The organism is Embleya sp. NBC_00896, assembly GCF_045207785.1.
Lineage (GTDB): Bacteria > Actinomycetota > Actinomycetes > Streptomycetales > Streptomycetaceae > Embleya.
In genome coordinates this window covers 6248112-6274921 of the sequence record NZ_CP108776.1, presented here as the reverse complement: position 1 = coordinate 6274921, position 26810 = coordinate 6248112, and the positions used below count along the sequence as shown (strand labels likewise).

Here is a 26810-nt window from a genome sequence, read left to right as displayed (position 1 = left end):
CGATCTACCGCAACAACAAAGGGAGTTCGGCCTCCGGTGGGGTCAGGAGCCGGTCGAGTTGGCGATCAGCAACGTTCCGGTGGCCACCCGGAACACCTCGTCGGCGCTCGGTGACGTGTCGGCGAGCGCGACGACGGTGATCAGGACCGTGTACTCGCCCACCGGACCAAAGGCGAGCTCGTGCACCGTCACCGTCCCCTGCGGGCACGCGCAGGTCGCCCGCACCTCGGCGACGTCCGAGTAGGTCCGGTAGGTGCCCGGTCCCTGGGACAGGATCTTCAGGCCGGGGTTGTCGTTCCTCAGCGCGGTGGCGTTGGTCCGGATGAGTTGCTCCGCGCGCTGCCCGGGCGGATCCGGCGCGCCGATCCAGATCCCGTAGTCCTTGTCGGTGCCCGGGTACAGGTGACAACCCTGCTCCGAATCGCAGAAGTCGACCTGCCACCCGGCCGGTGCCGCCACCTTCGCCGGCGCGAACTCGTGCACCGTGTATCCGTTCGGGGCGACACCGGGGGCCAACGCGGGTTGCGCGGCGCCCCCTTCCGACGACGCCCCGGACGGGGAGGCGGAATCGGAGGTCTCCGACGCCGACGTGGCGGTTCCGCCCGGTTGTGCCGCGCCGGAGCTTCCCTCGTCTTTGTGCTTGCCGTCCTTGCCGTCCTGCGGCAGCAGGCTCAGCACGACGATCAGCGCGATCACCGCGCCGACCGCGCTCAGGATGTACACGAGCGGCCTGCGCCGACGCCGCCGCGGTGCGCCCTGCGGCTCGTCGGGCGGCGGCACCGTCGGCGACTGGAGTCGGGCCGGTGGCAGCGAAGCGGGCGACGGGGTGGGCGACGGCGAGCTCGGCGCCGGCGGCCGATGCGGGACGCGCGGCTCGGTGGGCGCGGCGGGCTCGGCGGGCTCGCCGGGCTCGCCGGGCGAGTGCGCGACCGACGTGGGCGCCACCGGCGGCGGATGCGCGGCGGGCGGCTCCGCCGGCAATGGCGTGGTCGGAGCCGGCGCGGGCACCGGGGCGGTCACCGTCGGCGCCGCCAACTGCCGTGCCACATCGCGTGCTTGGCTGTTCGACACGTCCGCCGCCCCCAGCGACCGCCGGACCTCGTCCGAGGTCGGCCGGCGCGCCGGGTCCTTGCCCAGCAGGGCCAGGATCAGCTCGGTGAGCGGCCCCGTCCGGTGCGGTGGCGGCGGCGGTTCGCCGAGCACCGCGGCCATGCTCGCGTACGCCTGCTCGCGGCGGAACGGTGAGATCCCCTCCATCGCCTGGTACAGCGTGCAGCCCAGCGAGAACAGGTCGCCGGCCGCCGTCGCGGCATCCCCGCGCAGCCGCTCGGGCGCGATGTACTCCAGCGTGCCGATCACCCCCGACGCGGTCAGCCCCGCGTCGTCCTCGTGCACCGCGATGCCGAAGTCGACCAGCGCGATCCGCCCGGTCGGCGAGAGCAGCACGTTCGCGGGCTTGACGTCCCGGTGCACGATGCCCAGCTCGTGCGCCGTGGCCAACGCGTCCACCAGGGCCAGGCCGACGACGCGGGCCTGATCCACCGTCAGTGGCCCGTCCTCACCCACCACTTCGGCCAGCGTTCGGGACGGCACGTACTCCATCACGATCCACGGCACGCCGTTCTCGACCACGACGTCGTGCACGGTGACGATGTGCGGATGCTCGCGCAGCCGCGCCGCGTTGCGTGCCTCGCGCATGGCCCGGAGGACGCGTTGATCGCGCTCGGCGTCCGGCAGCCACTCACCGATACCGACCTGCTTGACGGCCACCTCGACGTGCAACAGCTCGTCGGTCGCCCGCCACACCACTCCCATGCCGCCGGCTCCGAGCTGTTCGAGCAGCCGGTACCGCGCGGCGACGAGACGACCCGATCCCTGCGTGTCCATCCCACGCCACCCCCCGATTGAACAGTGTGGGCCAATCTCGGTCATGTCGGAGGAATAACGGCGCCACGAGTTCCACCCGAATCCTTCCCGAACACCCCGGGCACGCCGCCCGCGCGCCACAGGGCCGACACCGGAACGCGTCCGACGCGTTATGCGGACGAACGCCCCAGTCACTGCCGTACCGCCCACCGATCCGGCACCATGACGGAATGAGCCGTGTGGAGAAAGGCACGTCGACCGAACCTGCCCTCCCCGCCCCCTCCCCGGGCGCCCTCCCCGCGTTGGCCAAACGCCCGGTCGCCGCCGTCGCACTGGCGGTCTTCACCGTGCAGGCGCTGGTGTCCTCGCGCTACGGCTTCCACCGCGACGAGCTGTACTTCGTCGTCGCGGGCCGGCACCTCGACTGGGGCTACGTCGACCAGCCGCCGCTGACCCCGCTGATCGCGCGCCTGTCGACCGAGGTGTTCGGCGACGACCCGTGGGGACTGCGGATGGTGTCCGCGCTCGTGTGCGCCGCGACGGTGTACGTGGTGGCGGTGATCGCGCGCGAACTCGGCGCGGGGCGCGGCGGACCGCGCCGACGGCCCCGTCGTGGTCGTCCGCGAGGGCGAAGTCGCCGCCCGTGCACGCAACTTCCTCGACTGCCGGCTGGTCACCCGGGTCGACCACGGCCGGGACGTCGACAACGAGGAGCAGCACGCGATCGTCGAACTGTGCGCCGGCCCGGCCGAACCGTGGTCGCGCCTGTGGCCGAAGCTGCGGCACTTCTACTGACCGGGCCACTCTCGCCACGTTCCCGACCGCGCGCCCGGTGCGGGTGCGTCGCGGGTGCGTCCTCGACGGTCGGCCCGGCCGCGAGCCGCGCCGTTAGGATGCGGCGGAACCGAGGAGAGTCATGGCGTATGCGAGTCCGCCCGGGTACCGCACCGGTGGCGAGCGTCGGCCCGGATCGTTGACCGGTTCGGCGTACCGCGAGATCCGACGACGGGTGCTGCACCTGGAGCTCGTGCCCGGCGCGCGGTTCACCGAGAAGGCCGTGGCCGAGGAACTGGGTGTGAGCAAGACGCCCGTACACGAGGCCCTCGCGCTGCTCGCCGAGGACGGCCTGGTCGAGGTCATCCCGCGCAGCGGCTATCGCGTCTCGCGGGTGACGCTGCGCTCGACGCGCGAACTTTTCGACCTGCACTGCGTGCTGGAACAGGCCGCCGCGGCGGCGGTCGCGCGGCGCGCACCCGCGATCCGGCCGGCCCTGGCCCGCGCGGGCGCGTGGGTACCCGGGCCGGCGCCGGTGGCCGGGCCGAACGCGTGGCTCGACCGGTACACCCGGCTGCACCTGACGATCGCCGACCTCGCGGGCAATCGACACCTGCGGCGGGTGCTGGGCGGGGTCCTGTACGCGCACCACCGTCTGCTGCGGCTGTGCGCAACCGCGGACGTGTGGGACCTGCGCCCACTCGCGGGCGACGACGCTCCACTGCTGGCCGCGCTCGGGGCCGGCGATGAGATCGGCGCGCGGGTCGCGGTCGCCGCGCGGCTCACGGGGTGTCGGGAGCGGGTATTGGCGGCGCTGTTGTCGGACGACGCGGTGCTCGATGCGAATGTTGCGGGGTCGCCGGGGTGGGGGTGATCGCGACGGGGGTCCTCAGGCGCCGGACGGGCTGGGTGGCCTCAAACGCCGGCCGGGCTTGAAGGTGGCCTCAAGCGCCGGCCGGGCTTAGGGGTGGCCTCAAACGCCGGCCGGGCTGGTTCGTGGCGGCCTTCGGCCGGAGCGTCCTCAAACGCCGGACGGCTGGGTGGCCTCAAACGCCGGCCGGGCTTACGGGCGGCCTCAAACGCCGGCCGGGCTGACAGGTTGCCTCACGGGCGGGGCGGGAGTAGTGGGCCGAGGTCGGTGTCTAGGAGGTCGTCCGGCTGGGTGGTGGTGGAGGGGTCCTTGTCGAGGTGGGCGGCGACCACCGGTACGAGGGCCGTGAAGACCGCCGCGCCGAGTGCGCGGAGTTCGGTTTCGACGGCGGCCGCGGCGGCGTCCTGGTCGCCGGCCTCGATCGCGGCGAGCAGCGCGCGCCGATCGGGCGTCGGCCAGCCGGGTTCACCGAGCGCGGCGGCCAGGTGCAGGTGCCGCACCTGGTGGTGCAAGGCGTACTCGCCCACCTCGGCCGCCCGCGCGTTGCCGGCCCGCGCGGCCAGCGCCGCGCTGAACGCGATGTGGCCCAGCGGCAGCGGGTCGGTCCCGGGCGCCTCCGCGCCGGCCGTCTCGACGAGCTCGCGCAGCCCCGCCGCGTCCCGCCGCCGCGCCACCAGCCGGGCCGCCAAGGCCTCCACTGGCAGTCGCAGTTCGAGCAGTTCGCGGACGTCGCGCAGGGTCACCGGCACGACCCGGTAGCCGGAGTGCGGCGCGACCGCGACGAGGCCCTCGTGGGCCAGCAGGTTGAGCGCCTCGCGCACCGGCGTCCTGCCCATGTCGAGGGACGCGGCCAGCCCACCCTCGCTGAAGCTCTCCCCCGGCGGCATCTCCAGACACAGGATCCGGTCCCGGATCTCCCGCCGGGCCGTGCTCGTCCGGCTCTCCGCCCGCGCGGTCGGATTCGCTGTCATGGCGGTGTCCCCTCGGTCCGGTCCCTGAACACGTACGAGTCGACGTCGGGGACCAGGGAAGCAGAGGCGCGGGCCGATCGACGATCGACCCCTCGCCGCTCACCGCGAACCGGGCGATCATCCCGACCGAACACCACCCGAATCATCGCGGTGCGCGACCCCGGGGTCACCGAAAGCAATCTCGTCGACGGCGACCCGCCGCCGATCCGGTGTCGGCTCGGACCGTCGGAATGGCGTTGACGTGGGGGCTTTGCCATCGTCGACCCGAGTTCCTGCGATGATCCTCGCGACGAGGAAGGTGGTTTCGGATGACGGTCGCGGTCTCGACGCCGAGAGGCGCTCCGCCTCGGCACGCCCGATCGGTTGTCGGCCTGCCTCGTTCGTTACGCGACCGGGCCTACCATCGGAACCGCGTCGAAGGCACCATCCGCGCCGGCACCGGCCGCGAGCCGTACGCCACCCCCTCGGGACGAACGACCTTGGACATCGACATATGACCGCGTCGCAGCACACCCGATCCGCATCCCCCCTCACGCTCCTCCAGGAATGGAACGAGCGCGCCGACGGGGCCGCCCTGCACGAGGTCCTGCTCATGGGCCTGGGCGTCGACCTGCCGTTCCTGGAGCAAGCCGCCGTACCCCTCGCCCGCGGGCTCTCCGCCCGGGTCGCGATCTTCGGGGACGCCGCGCAGGAGGCCCACGACCCGGTCGACGTACGCGGCGCGGGACGTGACTACCTGTACGCGCCCACCGTGTGTCGCGGCGCCTTCCGCCCGAAGCTGGCCGTGCTGATCGGCGAGCACGCCGCCCGGATCGCGATCGGCGGCGGGACCGCCGCGCTGCCCGGCTGGGCCGGCGACGACCGGCTGTGGACGGTCGTGGAGACCGAGGACGACAACTCCCACGCGCTGCTCGCCGACGTGGCCGACTGGCTGGAGAAGCTGCCCGACCTGGACGCGGTCGCGATGGCCCCGTGGGCCGGCGAGTACCTGCGCGAGATCGCCGGGCTGCTGACCGAGCGGCACATCATGGCGCCGGACAACCCGGGTCCCGAGGCCCGGCTGCTCGACAACCTCGAACGCCCGCTGCTGGCCCAGGTACCGGCCGGCCCGGTGGACGAACTGCACGTGTACGCACCGGCGATCGACCCGACGGGCGAGACCCTGCGCGAACTGGTCGCACACCTGGCTCCCGCGCGGGTGGTCCTCGGGCTGCACGAGAACTGGTCCGGCTACGACTCCACCCTGCTCCGCTCGGTCCTCGCGGGCCGGCCCGCGCAGTTGCGCGTGCTGCCCGAACAGCCGCTCACACACGGTCGGTTCGCGCAGTGGCGGATCGGCGAGCGCTGGTTCGCGCTGACCGGCAACGCGGACCTCACCCGGGCGGCCTTCGGCACCTCCACCGCCACCGGCGGCAACCTCGAACTCGCCGTACGCACCGTCGACGGCCCCGTGCCGCTCCCGGAAGGCGCCCGCACGATCGCGCCCGCCGGCCTGGACGCCCTGCGCGGCACCGCGGCCGGCGCCGAACTCGTCCTGCTCGGCGCGCGGGCGGACATCGACGGGCTGCACGTGGTGCTCGCCGGCCCCGAGCGGGAAACCGTCACGGTCAGCACGTCCGGCGACGGATCCCCGGGCTCCTGGCGCGAGTTGGGCACGATCCCGAGCGGCGCCTCCAGCGCGGTCTTCCCGCCCGCCGCCGGTCTCGGCGCGGCCGTCCGCGCCGGCGTCACCCGCGCCGACGGCTCGGTCGTCGAGTCCGCGGTGGTGTTCGCGTACAGCCCGGCCGCCGCCGCGCGGCCGAGCCGGGAGCGGATCGCCCCGCGACCGGAGCCCAAGCCCGCCGCGCAGCCGCTGCCCCCGCGGCCCCGGCGCGCCCGCGGCTCGAGGACACCCCGAAGCCGCAGACCGCGTACACGCCGGCCCGGCACGAACCCGTCGCGCCCCGGCAGACGCCCGCTCCGGCACCCGCACCGGCCCCGACGCCGCCGGTCCGGCCCGCCGCCTCGACGCCGGCGCCCGCACCCGCGCCGGTGCGACCCCCGCTGCACGTCCCGTCCCGGGTCGACCTCCACGTCGACGTCGACGCCGACATCGATGCAGACTCCGCCCTCCGGGGCGGCCAGGACGCGGGCCCCTACGCCGACGCGATCGAGGAGTTCGCCGCGAACGGCTGGGTCGCCGGCATCGTGGACGGCATCTGGCGGATCACCGGCTCGTTCGGCAACCCCGTCCCGATCGCGGCCGTCGCCGCGACGCGCCTGGCGCAGTACGACGAGCCGGTGCTGATCCAGGCCGGCAACGAGCGGCGCTGGGCCTTCATGGCGTGGAACGCGCCGGATCTCACCCTGCTCAACTGGCCCGCGCGCAACTGGCGCAGCTACCAGATACGCCCCCCGGCCGACCCGGAGTCGCGCTTCCGCGGCGGCGACCTGGCGAGTGTCCCGGGCCGGGTCGGACCGCTCAACCGGCAGATCGGCGACCCGCCGCCGGCGCTCCTGCGGGTGCTCGACGACGTGGGCATCGGCTTCGCCGAACTGGTCAAGACCCTTCAGGAGATCGGCGGCTGAGCGCGCGCCCGGGCCGGCCGCTTCGGCGCTGTGCCGCGTACGGTTCCGGGACCGCGGTCACGAAACGAGGCGGTGCGAGGGCGAAGGGATGGGAGGGGCGAGAGGGGGCGAGAGGGAGCGGGAGGCGGCACGAGCCGGCGCGGGGCGCCGAGCGAGCGATCGTTAGAATGCCGACAACCACGACGATGCGCCCCGGACCACCCCGGCCCCGGATCCCGCCGGCGGACAGGAGGCGGACCCATGGCGGAGCCACTCGCGGCGGACCTGCGCGCCGACGGCCACACCGACTGGCGCGGGTACGAGCCGCTGCGGCTGCCGCCGATCCTGTCCGCCTCGCTCGCCGCGTTCGACGAGCACGGCTACCACGGCACGACGGTGCGAGACATCGCGCACCGGGTGGGTGTCACGGTACCGGCGCTGTACTACCACTACCGGAACAAGCAGGCACTGCTGGTCGAGCTGCTGCTGGGGTCGATGAGCGCCGCACTGGGTCGCTGTCGCGGCGCGCTCGAAGAGGCCGACGACACACCCACCGCGCGGTTCTCCGCGCTGGTCGAGTGCATCGTGCTGTACATGGCCAATCGTGCGCCGCTCGCGTTTCTGGACACCGAGATGCGCAGCCTGGAACCCGAGAACCGGGCCCGCTATGTCGCGATGCGCGACGAGTTGGAAGCGCTGATGCAGGACGCGGTGCGCGACGGGGTCGCGCTCGGGCGGTTTACCACGCCGTATCCCGTGGACGCGGGTCGGGCGGTGCTTACCTGTTGCCAGGCGGTGGCCAATTGGTACCGCGCCACGGGGCCGCTGTCACCGCAGGCTATCGCCGAGCGGTACGTCGACATCTCCTTGGCCACGGTGGGCCATCGTCCGCCCTCAAACGCCGGGCAGGCTTGAAAAGACGTCCTCAAACGCCGGACGGGCTATAAATGGCCCGCCCCGCGCTTGAAGACGAACCGAGCGCGGGACCGCCGATGAATAGCCCGGTCCGCGCTTGAAAGGGAACCGACCGCGGGGCCGCCCGATGAATAGCCCGCCCCGCGCTTGAAAAGGAACCGACCGCGGGGCCGCCTGATGAATGGCCCGCCCCGCGTTCGGGGTGGTTCCGTTGTCTACTTCGGGGCCATGCGGATTGCGCCGTCGAGGCGGATGACCTCGCCGTTGAGCATCTGGTTCTCGACGATGTGCGCTACCAGCGACGCGTACTCCGCGGGGCGGCCGAGGCGGCTCGGGTGTGGGACCTGGGCGCCGAGCGAGGCCTTCGCGGCCTCCGGGAGCGATCCGAGCAGCGGCGTCTCGAAGAGCCCCGGTGCGATCGTCATCACCCGCACCGCCAGACTGGCCAGATCGCGCGCGATGGGCAGCGTCATGGACACGATGCCGCCCTTGGACGCGCTGTAGGCGGCCTGCCCGATCTGGCCGTCGTACGCCGCCACCGACGCGGTGTTCACGATCACGCCGCGCTCACCGTCGACCGCCTCGTGCGCGACCATCCGCTCCGCGGCCAATCGCAGCACGTTGAAGCTGCCGATCAGGTTGACGTTGATCACGCGCGCGAAGGTGTCGAGCGGGAACACGCCCTGGCGACCCACCGTCCTGGCCGCAGGGCCGATACCCGCGCAGTTGACCGTGATCGCGAGCCGACCGCTCTCGTCGGCGGTGTCCACGGCCGCCCGCACATCCTCCTCGCGGGTGACGTCGCCGGCCACGAACGTGGCCCGCTCGCCCAGCCGTTCGGCGACCTCCTTGCCCTGCGACGAGGGCAGGTCGAACAGGACGACCGACGCGCCCTTCTCGACCAGCAGTTCGGCGGTCGCCAGACCCAGGCCCGAGGCGCCGCCCGTGATCAGGGCGGTGGTGCCGTCGATGCGCATGTGTGTGTCTCCTGTGACGGGTGGTGAGTGCGGGAGCAAGCAGGCAAGTGGTGGGTGAGTGAGCGGATTCCCGGGGAACCGGCGGCGGCGTCAGAGGCGTTCGATGATCATCGCGTTGGCCATCCCGCCGCCTTCGCACATCGTCTGGAGCCCGTACCGACCGCCCGTCGACTCCAGGACCCCGAGCAGCGTGCTCAGCAGTCGCCCGCCGGACGCCCCGAGCGGGTGCCCGATCGCGATCGCGCCGCCGCGCCGGTTGACCTTGTCGAGGTCGGCGCCCACGTCCGCCGCCCACGCCAGCGGCACCGGCGCGAACGCCTCGTTGACCTCGAACGCGTCGATGTCGTCGATGCCGAGGCCGGCCCGCTCCAGAACCTTGCGGGTGGCCGGGATGACGCCGGTCAGCATCAGCAGCGGGTCGTCGCCGGTGACCGCGAACGCGTGGAAGCGGGCCCGCGGCGTGAGGCCGAGCGCGCTCGCCCGCTCCTCGCTCATGATCAGCGCGGCGGACGCGCCGTCGGTGAGGGGGGACGAATTGCCGGGCGTGATCCGCCAGTCGATCTCCGGGAAGCGCGCGCCCATGCCCTCGTCGACGAAGGCGGGCTTGAGCCCGGCGAGCCCTTCCTCGGTGGTGGACGGGCGGACCGTCTCGTCGACCCGGTGCTCGCCGCCCTCGATCGCGATCGGCACGATCTCGCGATCGAACGCGCCGTCCGCGGCGGCCTGCGCGGCGAGCCGGTGCGAGCGGGCCGAGAACCGGTCGAGCGCCTCGCGGTCCAGGTTCCAGCGGGCCGCGATCAGCTCGGCCGAGTAGCCCTGCGGGATCAGCCCCTCCGGGTAGCGCTTGCCGAGCAGGTCGCCGAACGGGTTGCCGCCGCGCGCGGCGAAGCCCATCGGCACCCGGCTCATCGACTCGACACCGCCCGCGATCACGATGTCGTACGCGCCGGCGATCACGCCCTGCGCGGCGAAGTGCGCGGCCTGCTGGCTGGATCCGCACTGCCGGTCCACGGTCGTCGCGGGCACCCCCTCGGGGAACCCGGCGGCGAGCACGGCGTTGCGCGCGATGTTGAGCGACTGGTCGCCGGCCTGCGACACACAGCCCGCGATCACGTCCTCCACCAGGGCCGGGTCCAGGTCGTTGCGCTCGACCAGGGCGCGCAGCGTGCCGGCGAACAGGTCGACCGGGTGGGTGGCCGACAGCGCGCCCCCGGGCTTGCCCTTGCCGGAGGCGGTGCGGACGGCGTCGACGATGACGGCTGTGGTCATTCGGATTCGTCTCCTTGAACGGCGGCGGTGGGCTCGTTGCGGCGCGGTGATCCCAAGCCCGACCAGGGCCCTCGCCATGCCGCCCCCAATAAGTTACTGAACGTTCGCTAAACTCATTTGACCGACCAAATCAACCACTGTCAAGCATGCCCGCGCGCGCCGAGCAGACTCTTCGCGGCCCGTCCGGCACCCGCACCCCGCCCGGCAACCGCCGCGACCCGACGAACCGCCGGGGCCGACCACCGAACACCGAGAACCGGCAAACCTTGCCGGACACGGCACTAGAGCCTGTTCTGGGTTCCAATCTTCGGACTGGTTTTCCTGCGCGGGAGGGCGGTTGCTTGATACAAGGTCGGGATGACGCGTGGTGATCTGGCCGATGGCGAGTGGGAGTTGGTCGAGCCGTTCCTCCCGATCGGGGAGCGCGGCCCGTATCCGGGGCGGTTGCGGGACTGCTTCGACGGGGTGATGTGGCGTTTTCGCACGGGCAGTCCGTGGCGGGACGTTCCCGAGCGGTACGGGCCCTGGCAGACCGTCTACCAGCGGTTCCACGCGTGGGCCCTGGCGGGGACGTTCCGGGCCCTGATGGAGGCGATGATCGCCGAGGCCGCCGCCCGCGGGCAGGTCGAACTCGGCCTGGTGAGCGTGGACTCCACCGTCGTTCGTGCGCATCAGGACGCGGCCGGGATGGTCGTCGACGCCGAACTCCTGCGGGAGGTGGAGAAGGCCGTCGACGAGGAAAAGGGGATTCTCGAAAGGGGCAAAGGGGCCGGTGACGGAGGGGTGCCCGCAGCGGGGGACGAGGCGGCGCGCGCGGAGCGTCGGCGGGTGCGGCGCCGACACCGGGCCAGGCTGAGGACGGCCGCATTGGGCCGTTCGCGCGGCGGACTCTCCGCGAAGATCCACCTGTCGGCCGACCGCCGCTGCCGGCCGCTGTCCTTCGTGGTCACTCCCGGACAAGCCGCCGACAACCCGCGCTTCGTCGCCGTCGTCGAGGGGATCCGGGTCCGGGGCCCCGTCGGCCGACCTCGCACCCGACCCGGCGCCGTCGCCGCCGACAAGGCCTACTCCAGTCGCGCCACCCGCCTCTACCTGCGCAGACGCCGGATCAAGGCGGTCATCCCCGAGAAGGTCGACCAGGCCGCCAACCGCAAGAAGAAGGGCTCACGCGGAGGTCGACCGATCGGCCACGACGCCACGCTCTACAAGGACCGCAACACCGTCGAGCGCTGCATCCACAAGATCAAGGCATGGCGAGGCCTGGCCACCCGATACGACAAGACGCCCGACAGCTACCTCGCCGGACTCCACCTCCGCGGCGCAATCCTCTGGCTCCGCAGCCTCCGACCCACCACATGATCCGAACCCAGAACAGGCTCTAGGGTGATCACGTGACCAGCGCCGCCGTCCGCGAACCGCGTCAGCACCGCAGCCGCGCCACCCGGGCCAGACTCCTCGACACCGCCGTGGAGGTGCTGGCCGAACTCGGCTGGCTCGGCGGGACCGTCACCGTCGTCGCGGAGCGCGTCGGCGTCTCGCGCGGCGCGGTGCAGCACCATTTCCCCACCCGCGAGGACCTGTTCACCGCGGCGATCGACCACATGGCCGGCGACCTGTTCGCCCGTACCCGCCTGGACGGCGCCCGGATCCCGGCCGGCCCCCGTCGCACCGAGGCGGTGGTCGAGGCGCTGGTGTCGATGTTCCGCGGTTCGCTCTACCGCGCCGCGCTCAACCTGTGGGTGGCCGCCGTCGAGGACGCCTCGCTGCGTGCCAAGGTGATGCCGCTGGATCGCCGGCTATCGGTCGCGATGCACGAGATGGCGGTCGACCTGTTCCGCGCCGACGAATCGCGCCCGGGCGTTCCCGAGGCGATCGAGGCGACCCTCGACCTGGCCCGCGGCCTGGGGGTCAGCGGCCTGCTCACCCAGGACGGCACCCGCCGCCGGGCGATCGTCCGCCAGTGGGCGGCGAGCCTGGATGCCGTCCTCGCGAGCGACGACCGGCGCTGAGCGCCGCGCCACGCCACGCCGGCCGCGGAGGAGCACGTACACGCGGCGCGCGCCGAAGCGCCCACCGCCGTCGGGCGCCCCGCCTCATCGGGGTCCGGGCGCCCGACGCCGCTCAGGGCACCAGGACCAGCCGGCCGCGCAGCCCGCCCGCCGCCACTCGGGCGTATGCCCGCGCCACGTCCTCGAACGGCACGGTGTCCGCGACCCGCGCGGCCTGCCCGGCCCGCCGACTGCTCGACGGCATCAGCGACAAGTGGGTGAGCCTGCTCGTGAACGCGCTGGCCGACGGCCCGCAGCGCTACAGCGACCTGTCCCGGCGGGTCGCCGGGGTCAGCCAGAAGATGCTCACCCAGACCCTGCGCAACCTCGAACGCGACGGCCTGGCCACCCGCACGGTGACCCCGTCCGTCCCGGTCCGGGTCGACTACGCGCTCACCCCGCTCGGCGAGAGCCTGCTGCCCTTGATGCGGGCCATCAAGGCGTGGGCGGAGGAGCACATCCCCGAGGTCGACGCGGCCCGCGACCGCTACGACACGGCGAACTCCGCGGGCGGTACCAGCGGGTGATCCGGCAGGATCGCAGTAATCACCCGGCGCCGGAGCGCCTTTCGAGCTCTTCCACCTGATCGGGTTACGCGGCTTCCCGATGTCGAGTGTTTCTCGGGTGGCGGCCGTAACGTGGCACCGCTGCCCGAGTCCCCGGTCGCACGGCGGCCGGATGAGCGGCATCGACGCCGCACTCCCCGACGCGACGCAAACGCGATACGACCTGGGGCGGACTCCGTGACGGATCCTGGAATCGACAGCCGAGTGCGTGTCCACGGCCACTGGAACGTGGTCGAACTGGTGGGCGAGCTGGACTGCGCCACCGTCTTCGACGCCGAGGCCGTGCTCCTGCGGCTGCCCATGCACGCCGGTGCGGCCGTCGTCGTGGACCTGTCCGAGGTGACCTTCCTCGACTGCGCCGCCTTGCACATGTTGAGCCGGACCCGATCCCGCGTGCTCGCGCTCGGCGGCACCTTCCACCTGATCTGCCCGGGCACGTGGCCGCGCCGGATCATGCAGGTGGTCGGACTCCTGTACGTGTTCCGGCCGGTCGCCTCGCAGGCGGAACTCGGCATCGACGTCGAGGGCTCCGGCGTCATCCGATCGTGAGTTGCGCACCGGGAATCACCCCACGACGGGGATAGGGTCCCTCGGGACAGCTTGCGCGAACGTGGCCGGTGGCGGCCATGCCCGTCGCACCGGTCCCGCCGAGCCGGCGCCGCTCTTGTTTCCGCACACGGACGCACGGATCCACCACCACGACCGCCACTCTTCGCCTCTTCCCGGGGATGTGGTTCGGCGGCGCCCGAGCATTCGAGACAATGGCGGCGGGTCCGGCCCGCGGGAACAAGGGGATGATGGCAATGGCTAGCCGCCAACGGGTGCTGGAGATCTTCGTGGAGGCCGTGGACTCGCTGATCGACGACTTCGACCTGATCGACTTCCTGCAACGGCTCTCCACGCGCTGCGTCGAGCTGCTCGACGTCGCCGCGGTCGGTCTGATGATCGCCGACCAGCACGGCGAGCTCCAGGTGATCGCCGCGTCCGACGAACACACCCGGTTGCTCGAACTGTTCGCGCTGCAACACGAGCAGGGCCCGTGCGTCGAGTGCTACCGCACCGGTCGACCCCAACTGGACGTCGATCTCGGGTCGCCGCGCGCCGTACAGACCTTCGGCCCGTTCGCGGCCCGCGCCCGCGCGGCCGGATTCACCACGACGCACGCGCTGCCGATGCGACTGCGCCATCAGGTGATCGGCGCGATGAACCTGTTCCAGGCGACCAAGGGCCGGCTGACCGAGTCCGACACCCAGGTCGCGCAGGCGCTCGCCGACGTCGCCACGATCGCCATCCTCCAGCAGCGCACGATCGAGCAGGCGTACGTCGACAAGGCGCAGCTCCAGGCCGCGCTGCACAGCCGGGTGGTCATCGAGCAGGCCAAGGGCGTGCTCGCCGAGCGCCGGCAGATCGGCCTGGACGAGGCGTTCGACATCCTGCGCGGGCACGCCCGGGCACATCGGATCCGGCTCGCCGACCTGGCCCGGCAGGTGGTCCAAGGCGCGTTCGACACCGACACCCTCGACGTGCGCTGACCGAGGCAGGCGCCGATTCCCGGCGCCCGGGGCGCGGTTCCGGGCCCCGATGCGCGCCGGCCCGTTCCCCACGCGCGATTGCGCTCCCCGCCACGGGGCCTGACCTCGCGCCGACCGTAGCCCTATGCTGCCGATCATGGGCACCCTCCCCCGGATCTCCGCACGTCCGGCCCGCGAGCATTCGATGGAATTCGCGATCACCGTCCTGGTCGGTATCGCCGTGCTCGGGTTCACGATGGTGGACATGCGACCGCTGGACACGAACGACGTGCTCGGGCTGTCGATCGTCTTCGGCTCCTGTACTGCGTTGTTCCTGCGCCGGACCCACCCGCTGGCGGTGGCGTTCCTGACCCTGCTGGCCTCGGCGCTGTACTACCCGCTCGTGTACGCGGACGGACCGCTGTTCCTGACCTTCGCGATCGCGCTGTACACCGCCGCCGCCGCCGGACACCTGCTCGTCTCCTCGCTCCTGGGCGCCGGCATCGCGGCCGCGATCGTGAGCTGGGAGTTGAGTTCCGGGGAGAACCACCTCGCCGACGCCGCGCTGTTCCTGCTGTGCGGGTGGATCGTCGCGGTGATCGCGATCGGCGGGATGCTGCACAACCGCAACGCGTTCCTGCGCGAGGCGGAGCAGCGTGCGGCCGAGGCGGAGCGGATCCTGGAGGAGGAGGCCCGCCGCCGCGCGGTCGAGGAACGGCTGCGGATCGCGCGCGAACTGCACGACGTGCTCGGCCACCACTTGTCGCTGATCAACGTCCAGTCGGGCGCCGCCCTGCACGGCTTCGCGCACGCTCCCGAACAGGCCGAGGAGGCGCTCGCGGCGATCAAGACGACCAGCCGGGACGCGCTGCGCGAACTGCGCGGCACGCTCGGCGTGTTGCGCCAGGTCGACGAGGAGGCGCCGACGGCGCCCGCGCCCGGTCTGGCCCGGATCGAGGAGCTGATCCAGCACGTCCACCGGGGCGGGGTCGAGGTACGGCTGGAACTCCCGCACGGAATTCGGCCGTTGCCACCGGCGGTCGACTTGGCCGCGTACCGGATCGTGCAGGAGGCGCTGACGAACGTGACCCGGCATTCGGGAGCCGCCGAGGCGGTGGTGCGGATCGCCTTCGAGGAGCGGCGCATCCGAATACGCGTGGACGACAACGGCAGAGGCGGGGACGTGCAACCGGGCAACGGGGTACTGGGTATGGGCGAACGGGCGAGAGCCCTCGGCGGCACGTTCGACGCGGGCGCACGGCCGGACGGCGGTTTCCGGGTCAGCGCGATGCTGCCGCTGCGCCGCGGGGGTGCCAAATGATCCGGGTGCTGCTCGCGGACGATCAGACGCTCGTGCGGGCCGGGTTCCGCTGGATCCTGGACAACGAGGACGACATCTCGGTGGTCGGCGAGGCGTCCGACGGCGAGGAAGCGATCCGGCTCGCCGGCGAACTGCAACCCGACATCGTGCTGATGGACATCCGGATGCCGCGCCTCGACGGTCTGGAGGCGACCCGGCGGATCGTCGCCGACCCTCGCTTCGCGGCCGTGCGCGTGGTCATCCTGACCACCTTCGACCTGGACGACTACGTGTACGGAGCGCTGCGCGCCGGCGCGAGCGGCTTCCTGGTCAAGGACACCGAGCCGGTCGAGCTGATCCACGGGGTGCGCGTGGTCGCGCGCGGCGACGCGCTGATCGCGCCCGCGATCACCCGCCGGCTGATCGCCGAGTTCGCGGGCCGCGTCGCACGGCCCGAACCGGACGCGCGCGTCGAGGTGTTGACCGACCGCGAGCGCGAGGTGATGACGCTCGTGGCGAGCGGCCTGTCCAACGACGAGATCGCCACCCGGCTGCACCTCAGCCCGGCGACCGCCAAGACGCACGTGAGTCGGATCATGACCAAGTCCGCGGTCCGCGACCGCGCGCAACTCGTCGTGCTCGCGTACGAGTCCGGCCTGGTGGCGCCGGGCTGGCTGGCCTGACCGCCGCACCCCTGATCACGGCGCCGGGATCGCCCACCCGATCCCGGTGCCCACAACCGGGGGTGTACGCGGGACGCGGGCTCGCGCAACTGCGGGAGTACGCGCTCCCGCCGGCGCGTGACCGGGGTTGTCCGGCCGTACCGTGCCTGGGCAGGACGTCCGGAGGCCGGGGCGACGGAAGGCTTGGGGACAAGCAGAACACGTCCCCCAGTCCCTCCTCCGGAACGAGGAAACGATGTCCGAGACACCGCTCGCACCCCCACGAACGACCGCCCCCGTCGAACGCACCCGCCGCCCGAGCGTGTTCGAGCGCATCGCGGTGTGGGCGCATCGCCGCCGCAAGGTGGCCCTGCTCTCGTGGGTCGCCGTCCTGATCGTCGTGACCGGCGTCGCGGCGCTGGTCGGCAGCGACTACCACAACGACTTCTCACTGCCGGGCACCGAGTCGCAGCGGGCGTCCGACACGCTGAAGAAGCACGGCGCCACGCAGGCCGGCGACAGCATCCAGATCGTCGTACACGACAAGACGGCGGTCGCCGCGCCGCCCACCCGGGAGCGGATCGAACGGATGCTCGGCGCGGTCGGCGGCCTCCCGCACGTCGCGGACGTGCGCAGCCCCTACGTCGACGCCGCGGCCGTGGCGCAGGACGGGCTCACCGCCTACGCGACGGTCACCCTCGACGGCGTCGGCACCGACGTGCCCAAGGACGCGGTCCGCAAGATCATCGACACCGCGCAGGCCGCCGAGACCCCGGACTCGACGCTGCGGGTCGAGCTGGGCGGCGACCAGATTCGCAACGCGCAGGAGGGCGGCGGCGGAGCCGCCGAGGGTGCGGGCATGCTCGGTGCCCTGGTGATCCTGGTGTTCCTGTTCGGCTCGCTGGTGGCCGCCGCGGTGCCGCTGGTGACCGCGATCTTCGCGGTCGGCAGCACGCTGGGTCTGGTCATGCTGGCCTCGCGGGTCGCGAACATCGCCGACTTCACCCCGCCGGTGATGATGCTGGTCGGGCTGGGCGTCGGCGTGGACTACGCGCTGCTGATCTTCTCTCGGTACCGCAGCGAGCTGCTGCGCGGCGCGGACGCCGAGGAGGCCACCCGTCGGGCCCTGGACACCGCGGGCCGGACGGTCTTCTTCGCCGCCTGCACGGTCGTGGTCGCGCTCCTCGGCCTGGTCACCCTGGGCCTGGGCTCGCTCCAGGGCGTCGCCCTCGCGGTCGCGCTGACCGTGCTGATGACCATGATCGCGTCGTTGACGCTGTTGCCCGCGCTGCTGGGCCTGTTCGGCAAGCGCATCGGGCGCAACGTGGAGCGCAAGGCGGCCAAGGCCAAGGTCGTCGAGGGCACCCGGTGGCGCAAGTGGGCGGGCGCCGTGCAGCGCCGGCCGTGGCTCGCGCTGATCGTCCCGGTGATCGCGCTGATCGCGCTGGCCGCACCGGCCGCGGACATGCGGCTCGGCTTCGCCGACGCGGGCAACGACCCCGCGGCCAAGACCAGTCGGCAGGCGTACGACCTGCTCGCCGACGGCTTCGGCCCCGGCTTCAACGGGCCGCTGTTCGTGGTGGTCCAAGGCGACGCGGCGGCAGCCGAGACGACCCGGAGCACGCTGGAGAAGACGCCTGGGATCGTCGCGGTGAGCCCGGTGCTGCCGTCCGGGGACGCGACCGTGTCCACGGTGATCGCGTACCCGAAGTCCGCGCCGCAGGCCGAGGCCACCAGCAAGCTCGTCAAGCATCTGCGCGAGGACGTCATGCCGGGGGTCGAGCGGGACAGCGGGGCGACCGTCCTGGTCGGTGGCGGTACGGCCGCCGTCGAGGACTTCGCGGCCAAGGTCGCCGACCGGCTGCCGCTGTTCGTCGCGATCGTGGTCGGCCTGTCGTTCGTCCTGTTGCTGCTCGTGTTCCGGTCGATCCTGGTCCCGCTCAAGGCCGCGCTGCTGAACCTGCTCAGCATCGGGGCGGCGATGGGCGTGATCACGATGGTCTTCCAGCACGGCATGTTCGGGGTGGAGCCCGGCCCGATCGAGGCGTTCATCCCGGTGATGATCTTCGCGATCGTGTTCGGCCTCTCGATGGACTACGAGGTGTTCCTGCTGGCCCGCATGCACGAGGACTGGCAGCGCTCGCAGGACGCGCCGCACGCGGTCCGCGAGGGGCTGGCCACCACCGGCAAGGTGATCACCGCCGCGGCGGCCATCATGATCGTGGTCTTCGGTGCCTTCATGCTCAGCGAGGACCGGATGCTCCAGCAGTTCGGCCTCGGCCTCGCCGTCGCGATCCTGCTCGACGCGGTGGTGATCCGCTGCCTGATCGTCCCGGCCGTGATGCAGCTGTTCGGCCGCCGCGCGTGGTGGCTGCCGAAGTGGCTCGACCGCAAGCTCCCGAAGGTCGCGCTCGAACACGGCTGACCCGAGGGCTCCTTGACGGGGTGTCATCCGACACCCCGTCACCGAGGCGGTGTCGACGGAGATCCCCCCTCCGTCGGCACCGCCTCTTCGCGTGCTCCAGGTCCGCCGACCAACCAGTGCACCGGGGGTCCTCCTGAAGATCGCCAAGTGTTCATTTGCTGGTCCGCCGGGGGTGTTTCGCGCTCCATATCGTGATCTCGGCCGGCGGAACCGTCACCGGCCGAACCTCGAGGGAGCCCTGTGGCAGCGCCTGGCCGTGAGACCCACGAGCGGGAACGGCGGATCGAACTCCTGATGGCGGAGAGCGCGTCGCTGCGTCGGTACGTGAGCGGGATCCTGGGGGCGGACCTGCACACGGTCGAAGACGTCGTACAGGAAACCCTGTTACGCGCGTGGGAGTCGGCGGATCGCCTGGACTGGGACGGCAGGCCGATCCGGATGTGGCTGTTCCGGGTCGCGCGCAACCTGGCCGTGGACACCTGCCGACGCAACCGATCGCTGCCGGTGGGCATCGACCCGAGCCAGTTCGCCGGGTTGCCGACCGTGCCCGACCCCGCCGTGAGCGCGGTCGACCGCTGCGTCCTGGTGGGCGCGTTGCGCGCGCTGGCGCCGCCGCATCGGGAGGCACTCGCGCAGGTCCACCTGCTCGACCGCAGCGGCGCGGACGCCGCGCGGAGCCTGGGGATACCGCGCGGGACGGTCAAGTCCCGTACCCACCACGGCATCGCGGCCCTGCGCCGCGAACTCGCCGCGATCGAGGAGAGCTGATGACCGGCTCCGGAGACCTGGCAATGCGGGTCGCGGGATACGACATGATGTCGCTGCTGGGGTACGCGGGCATCCTGATCCTGGTGCTCTCGCTCGCCCATTGGGCCGCGATGCGGCGCGGCGGCTGGCGGTTCGTGTGGCGGCGGCTGCGCCGCGAACTGGCCTTGACCGTGGCCGCGTTCGCCGAGCCGGTGACCGCCTTCACCCGGTTTCGGCGGCGCCGCCGGCTACTGGTGCGGTCGCTGCGCGAGCAGGCCACGTGGGTGGACGCCGAGCGCGCGGTGATGTGCGCGGCGACCGTGTCGGCGACGGCGCGGCCGTACGGCGTGCTGGTCGAGCGCGACGTCGTCGGGGTGCTGGTCGGCTGTGGCCCGGACGTGCCCGAGCCCGCCGAGCCGTGGGCGGTGGACGAGGTCGACCCGCGGCTGTGGTGGATCGGGCGGGACGACCTGGAGGCGGAATCCGGGCAGGCACCGCTCCTGGTCGCGGTCGGGACCCGCGGCGAGGCCGTGGTGTTCCTCGACCTGCTGACCGGACCGCGGGTATGGGCGGTGTCCGGAGAGCGGCGCGGGGCCAGAGCCACCCTCCAGGCCCTCGCGGCCCAGCTCGACGCGCGGCTGCCGGCCGGCGCGGTGGCGGTCGCGGCCGGGGTGCACCCACGCTACGCCGGGCCGCCGTCCGCGGAGGCGTTCGCGCGGGCCACGACGGCCGCCGCGACCCGCCGCTACCCGCAGGTCGTGGTGTGCGAGGACGTCCCCGACGTGCCGGCCGCCTCACCCGTCTCGGTCCTGACACTGGGCCGCCCCCGGGGCCGGGCAAGGCTCCTGGCCGTCGACGACTCGGGCGCCCTGCTCATCCACGGCACCCCGATCCGCACCGACTCCCGCCCCCTCCCCCGCGCCACCGCCACAACCCTGCGCCACCTCCCTGCCTGGCCCACCGAAACCGCCACCCGCCCCACCCCACCCCCCAACGAAGACCCAGACCTCACCCCACCCCCCACAACCGACGACCTCACCGAACCCGCCCCCACCAACACCCCAACCGGCATCTCGGTAGACGCCTAACACCCCACCCACCCCCCTAGCCCGTCCGGCGCTTGAGGACACCCCAAGCCCACCAACGCACCCCGCAAGCCCAAGAACCCAACCGACCAAGCCCGTCCGGCGCTTGAGGACAACCCCCCAAGCCCGTCCGGCGTTTGAGGACAAAGCCGACGGCAGGTCACCCCAACCCCCCGCCCCCCAGGAGCAACGACAGCGTGAGACTCACCGTCACCACCGTGGACACCACCGACGGCCTCCGCCGCGACCACCTCCTGGACCTGCCGCCAGGCAGCACCGTGGCCGACCTCGCCACCGCCGTCCAACGCCCCGCACGAACCCGCGCCGCCCCCACGGACCCGGCCGCCCCCGCCGACCTCGCCGCGTTCCTCGACGGCACCGCCCCGCCGACTACCCCCACGCTGTACACCGACGCGGCCCCGCTCGACCCCCAGGCCCCCCTGAGCGTCTCCGGCATCCGCGAAGGCAGTGTCCTCGGCCTCGGCGCCGCCCCCGCCGAGCCCGACCTGGTCCGCGCCCCACCGTTCGCCCTCGACCCCCAGGTCCTGGTCGAGGTGCACGCCGTATCGGGCCCGACCACCGGCCGAATCTGGCCGCTGGGCCCCGGCAGCCACGAGATCGGCGCCGACGACGGCTGCGCGATCCGACTGCCCGTCCCCGGCGTACCGCCCCGGGGCCTGTGGGTGACGGTCTGTCAGGACGGCACCGCGTACTGGCATCGCACCGTTCCCGACGACGGCGCGGTGCACGGCCGGGAGGTCGCGCCGCCGCCCACCGACGCGATCACCGCCGCCGCGGCAATGCCCCGCAAGCACGAGGAACGCGTCCTGGAGGACGAGCGCGAGGCGGACCGCAGGGTCGAGCGCGAGAGCGCCCGGATCGCCCCGCCCGACCGGCCCGTGCTCCGGGCCCCCGCGCCGCCGGGCACGGCCTGGCCGCACGACGGCGACCTGGTCGTCGGCCCGTCGCTGCTCCGGCTGTCCCGCCCGGTCGAGGCGGACGCCGACATCACCCCCTCCGAGGACGGCATCGGCCTCGACTACAACCGGCCGCCCCGGATCGCCCCGCACCTGGACGCGGAGAAGATCCGACTGCCCTCGCCGCCGACCGAGCCGCCCCGGTTGCCGTTCCCCCTGCTGGTGATGATCGCCCCGCTGGTCATGGGCCTGGCGATGGTCGGGTTCTTCCAGTCGTACTTCTATCTCGTCTTCTGCATCATGAGCCCGTTCATGGCGATCGCGAACTGGATCTCCGGTCGCCGAGGCAACCGGGCCAAGCACCGACTCGACGGGGTCCACTACCGACGCCGGTTGCGCGTCCTGCACGCCGACATCCGCACCGCCGTGCGGCGCGAACGGATCGTCCGGGGCGAGGTCGGCCCCGACCCGGCCGCGATCGCGCTGATCGCGACCGGCCCGGGCAGCCGGCTGTGGGAGCGGCGCCGGCGCGACGCCGACCACCTGGTCCTGCGCATCGGCACGGTCGATCAGCCCTCCGTCAAGGAGGTCGAGGATCCGGCCCGGGACGAGCATCACCGGATGGCCCGCTGGACCCTGCCCGACACCCCGATCGGCATCGAGATCGCCGACCACGGCGTGCTCGGCGTGGCCGGCCCGATCGAACCGATCCAGGCACTGGCTCGGTGGCTGGTGATCCAGGCCGCCGTCCTGCACAGCCCCCGCGACCTGCGCGTCGTGGTGCTCACCGACCCCGACCGGGTCGCCGACTGGGCCTGGGTACGGTGGTTGCCGCACCTGCGCCCACAGTCGCGTTCGGCCGCGCCCGTCGCCCTCCTGGGCGGCGACCCGGAATCCACCGGCAATCGGATCTCCGAACTGGTCGCGCAGATCCAGAGCCGGCAGCGCAGCATGAGCTCGTCGATGGGGCAGGCCATGTTCAGCGGCCCCGACATCCTGGTGATCGCGGACGGCGCCCGGCAGTTGCGCGAGGTGCCCGGCATGATCCAGGTGCTCACCGACGGCCCCGCGGCCCGGGTGTTCAGCGTCTGTCTGGACGAGCGCGAGCGCCTGCTGCCCGAGGAGTGCGCGGCCGTCGTCCTGGCCGGCAAACACCATCTGACGGTCCGCCAGACCGGTCTGCCCGACCTCGTGGACGTCCGGGCCGACCACGTGGACGCGCAGTGGTGCGAACAGGTCGCCCGCGCGCTCGCGCCGCTGCGCGACGTCAGCCCGGAGCACGACAGCGGCCTGCCGCAGACCGTCAAACTGCTCGGCCTGGTCGACGCCGAACCGCCGAACGCGGAGACGTTCCTGGCCCGTTGGGCCCGGCGGCCGGCCTCGACCACGTTCACCCTGGGCGCCGGATACGACGGACCGCTGCGGATCGACCTGGTGCGCGACGGCCCGCACGGCCTGATCGCCGGCACCACCGGCTCCGGCAAGTCCGAGTTGCTGCAAAGCTTCGTCGCGGCGCTCGCGGTGGCCAACCGACCCGACGAGCTGACCTTCGTCCTGGTCGACTACAAGGGCGGCAGCGCGTTCAGCGAATGCGCCGAACTTCCGCACACCCTCGGCATGGTCACCGACCTGGACGAACACCTCGCCGCCCGGGCGCTCGACTCGCTCGGCGCGGAACTGCGGCGCCGCGAACACCTGTTGGCCGAGGTCGGGGCCAAGGACCACCCCGAGTACCGGGGCAAGCGCACCGCCGACCCCACGCTGACCCCACTACCCCGACTGATCCTGGTGATCGACGAGTTCGCCACCCTGGTCCGCGAGGTGCCCGAGTTCGTCGCGGGGCTGATCAACATCGCCCAGCGCGGCCGCTCGCTCGGCATCCACCTGGTGCTGGCCACCCAGCGACCGGCCGGGGTGGTCACCGGCGACATCCGCGCGAACACCAACCTGCGGATCGCCCTGCGAGTGACCGACGCGGGCGAGAGCCAGGACATCATCGACACCGCCGAGGCCGTGCACATCTCGGCCGGCACCCCGGGCCGGGCGCTGATCCGCACCGGCCCGAACGCGGCGGTCCCGTTCCAGGCCGCGTGGGTGGGCGCCGAACGACCGATACCCGGCGCCGGGCCCAAGCCCGGCGCGACCCGCACGGTCCGCGCCACCGAGCTGACCCTGACCGGCCTCGGACGTCCCGCGTCGCTGCCGGTGGCCGACGACGGTCCGGACACCGTGGACGCGCCCAACCCCACCGACCTCAACGCCCTGGTCCTGGCCCTGCGCGAGGCCGCCGAGACGCTGCCGGACTACACCCCGCAGCCCAGCCCCTGGTTGCCGGCACTGGCCGAACGGGTGCTGCTGGACGACCTGCCGCCGGTGGAGCGGGCCGACACCGGCGCGCCCGACACCAGCCCGCCGCCCATCCCCTACGCCCTGGAGGACGTCCCGCAACTCCAGGAGCAGCGGGTGACCACGATGGACCTGGCCACGTTCGGCCACCTGTACGTGATCGGCTCGCCGCGTTCGGGCCGCACCCAGGTGCTGCGCACCCTCGCGGGCGCCGCTGCGGCCACGGCGAGTTGCGCCGACGTGCACCTGTACGGGATCGACGCGGGCGGCGGCGGACTGGCCGCCCTGGAGACGCTGCCGCACTGCGGCGCGGTGGTCTCGCGGCACGACATGGAACGCATGGGGCGGCTGCTGGGCCGCCTGGTGCGCGAGTTGACCGAGCGTCAGGAACGGTGCAGTACGCACAACGCCGCCGGACTGGTGGAGTTGCGCCGGATGCTTCCGGCGGCCGAGCGGCCCGCGCACATCGTGGTCCTGCTCGATGGCTGGGACGCGCTGGTCGGACTGCTCGACGACCACGACGGCGGCCGGCTCGTGGACGACGTGATGCGCCTGCTGCGCGAGGGCGCGGCGGCCGGCATCCACATCGTGGCGACTTCCGAACGGGCGCTGCTCAGCGGTCGGTTGGCCGCGCACAACGACCACAAACTGCTGCTGCGCCAAGCCGACCGGACCGACTACCAGATGGTGGGCATGCCGCTGCGCAAGGTGCCGGCGGTGATCTCGCCCGGGCGCGGCTGGCATGTGTTGTCCCAGACGGAGAGCCAGGTCGCGTTGCTCGCGGCCGACCCGAGCGGGCAGGAACAGGCCGAGGCGCTGCGCCGGATCGGCGTCGAGGCGAGCCGCCGCGACGCCGGGGTGCCGCGCGACCGGATGCCGGTACGGATCCCGACGCTGCCGCGCGTGGTCGAGTTCGCCGCCGCGTACGAGCGGGTGCCGGCCGAGGTACGTCGCCCGATGTGGGGGCTGCTCGGCATCGGCGGCGACAGCGCGGAGCCGCTCGGGGTGGACTTCGCCGCCAGGTCGGTGTTCTGCGTGATCGGGCCCTCCGGGACCGGACGCAGCACCACCCTCGCGTCGTTGTCGGTGTCGCTGCTCGCGGGCGGCACCTCGCTGGTCGTGCTGACCCCGCGCGAATCGCCGCTGCGCGGGCTGGCGCAACATCCGCAGGTGCGCCTGTTGACCGACGAGGACCCTTCCGCCGAGGACGTCGAACGTGCCCTGGAGGCGTTGTCCGGCCCGCGCGTGGTGGTCGTCGACGACGCCGAACTGCTCGGGATGCCCGCCGCCGACCGGGTCCTGCGCGACCTGGCGATCGCGGGTCGCGACCGCGGACAGGGACTGCTGTACGCGGGTTCGTACGACGCCCTCCAGGTGGCGATGGGCAGTTGGCTCACCGCGGCCCGGCGCGGCAGCCGGAACGGCATCCTGCTCGCACCGAAGAACATGCAGGAGGGCGACATGGTCGGCGTGCGACTGCCGACGAACGTGGTGCGCTCGGCGCCGCCCGTACCCGGCCGGGGGTGGACCGCCGGCCCGGGCAGTGTGCCGATGGCGGTGCAGGTGCCGCTGACGGTGTTGCGGCCGGCCGAATAGCGGGCCGACTCCCCTGTCGGACAAACGAGTTCGGGCCGCTTTCCCCGGTGGGGAAGCGGCCCGAACCGTGCCGGGCGAAGGCTCAGTTCTTCTTCAGGTTCTTCGCCATCTCGACGTCCATCTCGTGCATCTGCGTACGGATCTTGGCGAACATGTCGGAGAAGATCTGGATGCCGTCGATGGCGGCGGTCAGGCTGGTGTCGAACTTCGCGTACGCGTCGCGCATGGCCGGGCTCGACTCCTTGAAGACCATGCCGTTGTCGAGCAGACCGTTCACGTCGGTGAGCAGGGTCTTGATCATCGGCGTGATCGTCTCACGTGCCTTCGTGAGCTTGCCGGCGACCTCGTCGATCCGGGTGAAGTCGAGTGCGATATCGGCGGCCATGGGTTCCTCCAGTGGAGATCGGGCTCACCGCGGGGGCGCGGCGAACCGGGTCGGGTGATGCGGGGGTCGGGCAGTCGGGGGCTCGATGGGAGCGGGAGTCGAGCGGGCTCACTCGCGTCGGGGGCCGCGGCCACCACCGCCACCGCCGCCACCGGGCGGAGCCGGCGTCTCCGGCGGCGGGGGCGTGGTGTCCACCCACTCGTGCTTGCCGTCGGCGCGCGCGTAGGTGTGCTTCTTGCCCTCGGAGTCGACCACCGTCTGCGTGCCGCCGCCGTTCGGGTTCAGATGCGTCTCGGTGGTGGTCACGCCGCCGTCGGGCCCGGTGGACACGGTGGTGTAGTTCAGCCGGCTGGAGTCGTAGGTGGTGACCGAGGTGTAGGTCTGGCCGTTGCTGACCACCTTGGTCTCCTCCTTGATCACGTTCCCGTCCGCGTCCAGGGTCAGATGGGTCTCGATCCGCCCGCCGTCGGGCGTGGTGATCACCTGGTCCAGCGGCGGCTTGTCGCCGGGGTCGGTGGCCTTGCAGAACTCCGGCAGGCTGCCGTCCGGGCCGGGCTTGTTGCACTCGTCCAGGTGCTCCTGCTTGTACTTCCAGGCGGCGACCTTGTTCCGCCACTCCGCCAGGCCCATCGTCGCGCCCATCACGCCCAGGCCCTCGGTGATCTGCGCGTCGGCGTTGAAGTACGCGTCGCCGACCTTGCCGAAGCAGTCGCCGAGCTTCTTGAGCAGGTCCTCGGCGCGGGTCATCGGGCCCGCGGACAGCCGGAACAGGCTGCGGAACGCGCCGGCCAGCGTCGGGTCGCCGAACACCGCCTGGGCGTCGCTGTAGCCGCCCTGGCCCAGGGTCGCGTAGTCGCTGGACTTGAGCGTGGGCGAGATCCGGGCGGCGAGGTCGTACATGTCCTTCTTGGCCTCGGCCAGCGTGCTGTAGTCCAGCGCGAAGTCGACCACGTCCGCTCCCGTCGGGCATCGCGGATCCACCGACCGGATCCGTCGCCGTGACCACGCCCGGGCCACCCGGTCGGTTCATCG

Annotated in this window: 22 protein-coding genes and 1 pseudogene; 17 read left to right on the top strand and 6 right to left on the bottom strand. The window is 72.7% G+C overall.

The features are described 5' to 3' along the window. Positions 1-42: 42 nt before the first annotated feature. The gene (locus OG928_RS28425) at positions 43-1887 is read right to left on the bottom strand and encodes a serine/threonine-protein kinase (RefSeq protein ID WP_406288882.1); all 1845 of its coding nucleotides are present in this window, start codon (positions 1885-1887) and stop codon (positions 43-45) included. A 209-nt stretch (positions 1888-2096) separates the two neighbouring features. Between OG928_RS28425 and OG928_RS28420 the strand changes: the two are divergent. From OG928_RS28420 to OG928_RS28410, 3 genes and pseudogenes are all read left to right on the top strand, one after another. Continuing rightward, a pseudogene (locus OG928_RS28420) lies at positions 2097-2429 on the top strand (hypothetical protein); the annotation flags it as partial. A 49-nt stretch (positions 2430-2478) separates the two neighbouring features. After that, positions 2479-2661: a hypothetical protein gene (locus tag OG928_RS28415; RefSeq protein ID WP_406291338.1), complete on the top strand. Its 183-nt coding sequence runs from the start codon at positions 2479-2481 to the stop codon at positions 2659-2661. Positions 2662-2782: 121 nt separating this feature from the next. Further along, positions 2783-3514 (top strand): GntR family transcriptional regulator, encoded by a 732-nt coding sequence (locus OG928_RS28410; RefSeq protein WP_406288880.1) that lies wholly within the window; start codon positions 2783-2785, stop codon positions 3512-3514. A 230-nt stretch (positions 3515-3744) separates the two neighbouring features. Here the strand turns inward: OG928_RS28410 and OG928_RS28405 are convergent, their stop codons facing one another. Next, positions 3745-4482, bottom strand: coding sequence for a GntR family transcriptional regulator (locus OG928_RS28405; protein ID WP_406288878.1), 738 nt, complete (start codon positions 4480-4482; stop codon positions 3745-3747). A 493-nt stretch (positions 4483-4975) separates the two neighbouring features. On the opposite strand from OG928_RS28405, the gene OG928_RS28400 reads away from it, so the two are divergent. From OG928_RS28400 to OG928_RS28390, 3 genes are all read left to right on the top strand, one after another. Beyond that, positions 4976-6769, top strand: a complete 1794-nt coding sequence (locus OG928_RS28400) for a hypothetical protein (RefSeq protein ID WP_406288876.1) — start codon at positions 4976-4978, stop codon at positions 6767-6769. Next, the gene (locus OG928_RS28395) at positions 6763-7050 is read left to right on the top strand and encodes a hypothetical protein (protein WP_406288874.1); all 288 of its coding nucleotides are present in this window, start codon (positions 6763-6765) and stop codon (positions 7048-7050) included. Before OG928_RS28400 ends, OG928_RS28395 begins: the two co-directional genes overlap by 7 nt. Before the next feature lie 240 nt (positions 7051-7290). Continuing rightward, entirely contained in the window at positions 7291-7944 is a 654-nt protein-coding gene (locus OG928_RS28390; protein ID WP_406288872.1) for a TetR/AcrR family transcriptional regulator, read from the top strand. Between the two features lie 215 nt (positions 7945-8159). On the opposite strand, the gene OG928_RS28385 is transcribed toward OG928_RS28390, so the two are convergent. Together OG928_RS28385 and OG928_RS28380 are read right to left on the bottom strand one after the other, a co-directional pair. Then, on the bottom strand, positions 8160-8921 hold the full coding sequence (locus tag OG928_RS28385; protein ID WP_406288869.1) for a 3-hydroxyacyl-CoA dehydrogenase: 762 nt from the start codon (positions 8919-8921) through the stop codon (positions 8160-8162). Positions 8922-9011: 90 nt separating this feature from the next. Continuing rightward, on the bottom strand, positions 9012-10190 hold the full coding sequence (locus OG928_RS28380; protein WP_406288867.1) for a thiolase family protein: 1179 nt from the start codon (positions 10188-10190) through the stop codon (positions 9012-9014). A 357-nt stretch (positions 10191-10547) separates the two neighbouring features. Between OG928_RS28380 and OG928_RS28375 the strand changes: the two genes are divergently transcribed. The 11 genes from OG928_RS28375 to OG928_RS28325 all read left to right on the top strand — a co-directional run bounded on the left by OG928_RS28375 (position 10548) and on the right by OG928_RS28325 (position 25393). Further along, entirely contained in the window at positions 10548-11549 is a 1002-nt protein-coding gene (locus OG928_RS28375) for an IS5 family transposase (protein WP_406288864.1), read from the top strand. Positions 11550-11581: 32 nt separating this feature from the next. Then, positions 11582-12199, top strand: coding sequence for a TetR/AcrR family transcriptional regulator (locus OG928_RS28370; protein WP_406288861.1), 618 nt, complete (start codon positions 11582-11584; stop codon positions 12197-12199). A 194-nt stretch (positions 12200-12393) separates the two neighbouring features. After that, entirely contained in the window at positions 12394-12765 is a 372-nt protein-coding gene (locus tag OG928_RS28365) for a winged helix-turn-helix transcriptional regulator (RefSeq protein WP_406288859.1), read from the top strand. Positions 12766-12981: 216 nt separating this feature from the next. Continuing rightward, entirely contained in the window at positions 12982-13353 is a 372-nt protein-coding gene (locus tag OG928_RS28360; protein ID WP_406288856.1) for an STAS domain-containing protein, read from the top strand. Positions 13354-13607: 254 nt separating this feature from the next. After that, entirely contained in the window at positions 13608-14336 is a 729-nt protein-coding gene (locus tag OG928_RS28355; RefSeq protein ID WP_406288854.1) for an ANTAR domain-containing protein, read from the top strand. 136 nt (positions 14337-14472) lie between these two features. Further along, positions 14473-15636, top strand: coding sequence for a sensor histidine kinase (locus tag OG928_RS28350; RefSeq protein WP_406288852.1), 1164 nt, complete (start codon positions 14473-14475; stop codon positions 15634-15636). Continuing rightward, positions 15633-16298: a response regulator gene (locus OG928_RS28345; protein WP_406288849.1), complete on the top strand. Its 666-nt coding sequence runs from the start codon at positions 15633-15635 to the stop codon at positions 16296-16298. The genes OG928_RS28350 and OG928_RS28345 overlap by 4 nt, the downstream gene beginning before the upstream one ends. A gap of 235 nt (positions 16299-16533) precedes the next feature. Beyond that, entirely contained in the window at positions 16534-18702 is a 2169-nt protein-coding gene (locus OG928_RS28340) for an MMPL family transporter (protein WP_406288847.1), read from the top strand. A 240-nt stretch (positions 18703-18942) separates the two neighbouring features. Further along, positions 18943-19470 (top strand): sigma-70 family RNA polymerase sigma factor, encoded by a 528-nt coding sequence (locus tag OG928_RS28335; protein ID WP_406288845.1) that lies wholly within the window; start codon positions 18943-18945, stop codon positions 19468-19470. Beyond that, positions 19470-20537, top strand: coding sequence for a hypothetical protein (locus OG928_RS28330; protein ID WP_406288843.1), 1068 nt, complete (start codon positions 19470-19472; stop codon positions 20535-20537). The genes OG928_RS28335 and OG928_RS28330 overlap by 1 nt, the downstream gene beginning before the upstream one ends. Before the next feature lie 194 nt (positions 20538-20731). Next, the gene (locus tag OG928_RS28325) at positions 20732-25393 is read left to right on the top strand and encodes an FtsK/SpoIIIE domain-containing protein (RefSeq protein WP_406288841.1); all 4662 of its coding nucleotides are present in this window, start codon (positions 20732-20734) and stop codon (positions 25391-25393) included. An 82-nt stretch (positions 25394-25475) separates the two neighbouring features. On the opposite strand, the gene OG928_RS28320 is transcribed toward OG928_RS28325, so the two are convergent. Together OG928_RS28320 and OG928_RS28315 are read right to left on the bottom strand one after the other, a co-directional pair. Then, positions 25476-25778, bottom strand: a complete 303-nt coding sequence (locus OG928_RS28320) for a hypothetical protein (RefSeq protein WP_406288840.1) — start codon at positions 25776-25778, stop codon at positions 25476-25478. Between the two features lie 108 nt (positions 25779-25886). Further along, positions 25887-26729 carry a hypothetical protein gene (locus OG928_RS28315; RefSeq protein ID WP_406288838.1) on the bottom strand — a complete coding sequence of 281 codons (843 nt, stop codon included), beginning with the start codon at positions 26727-26729 and terminating at the stop codon, positions 25887-25889. Positions 26730-26810: the final 81 nt, after the last annotated feature.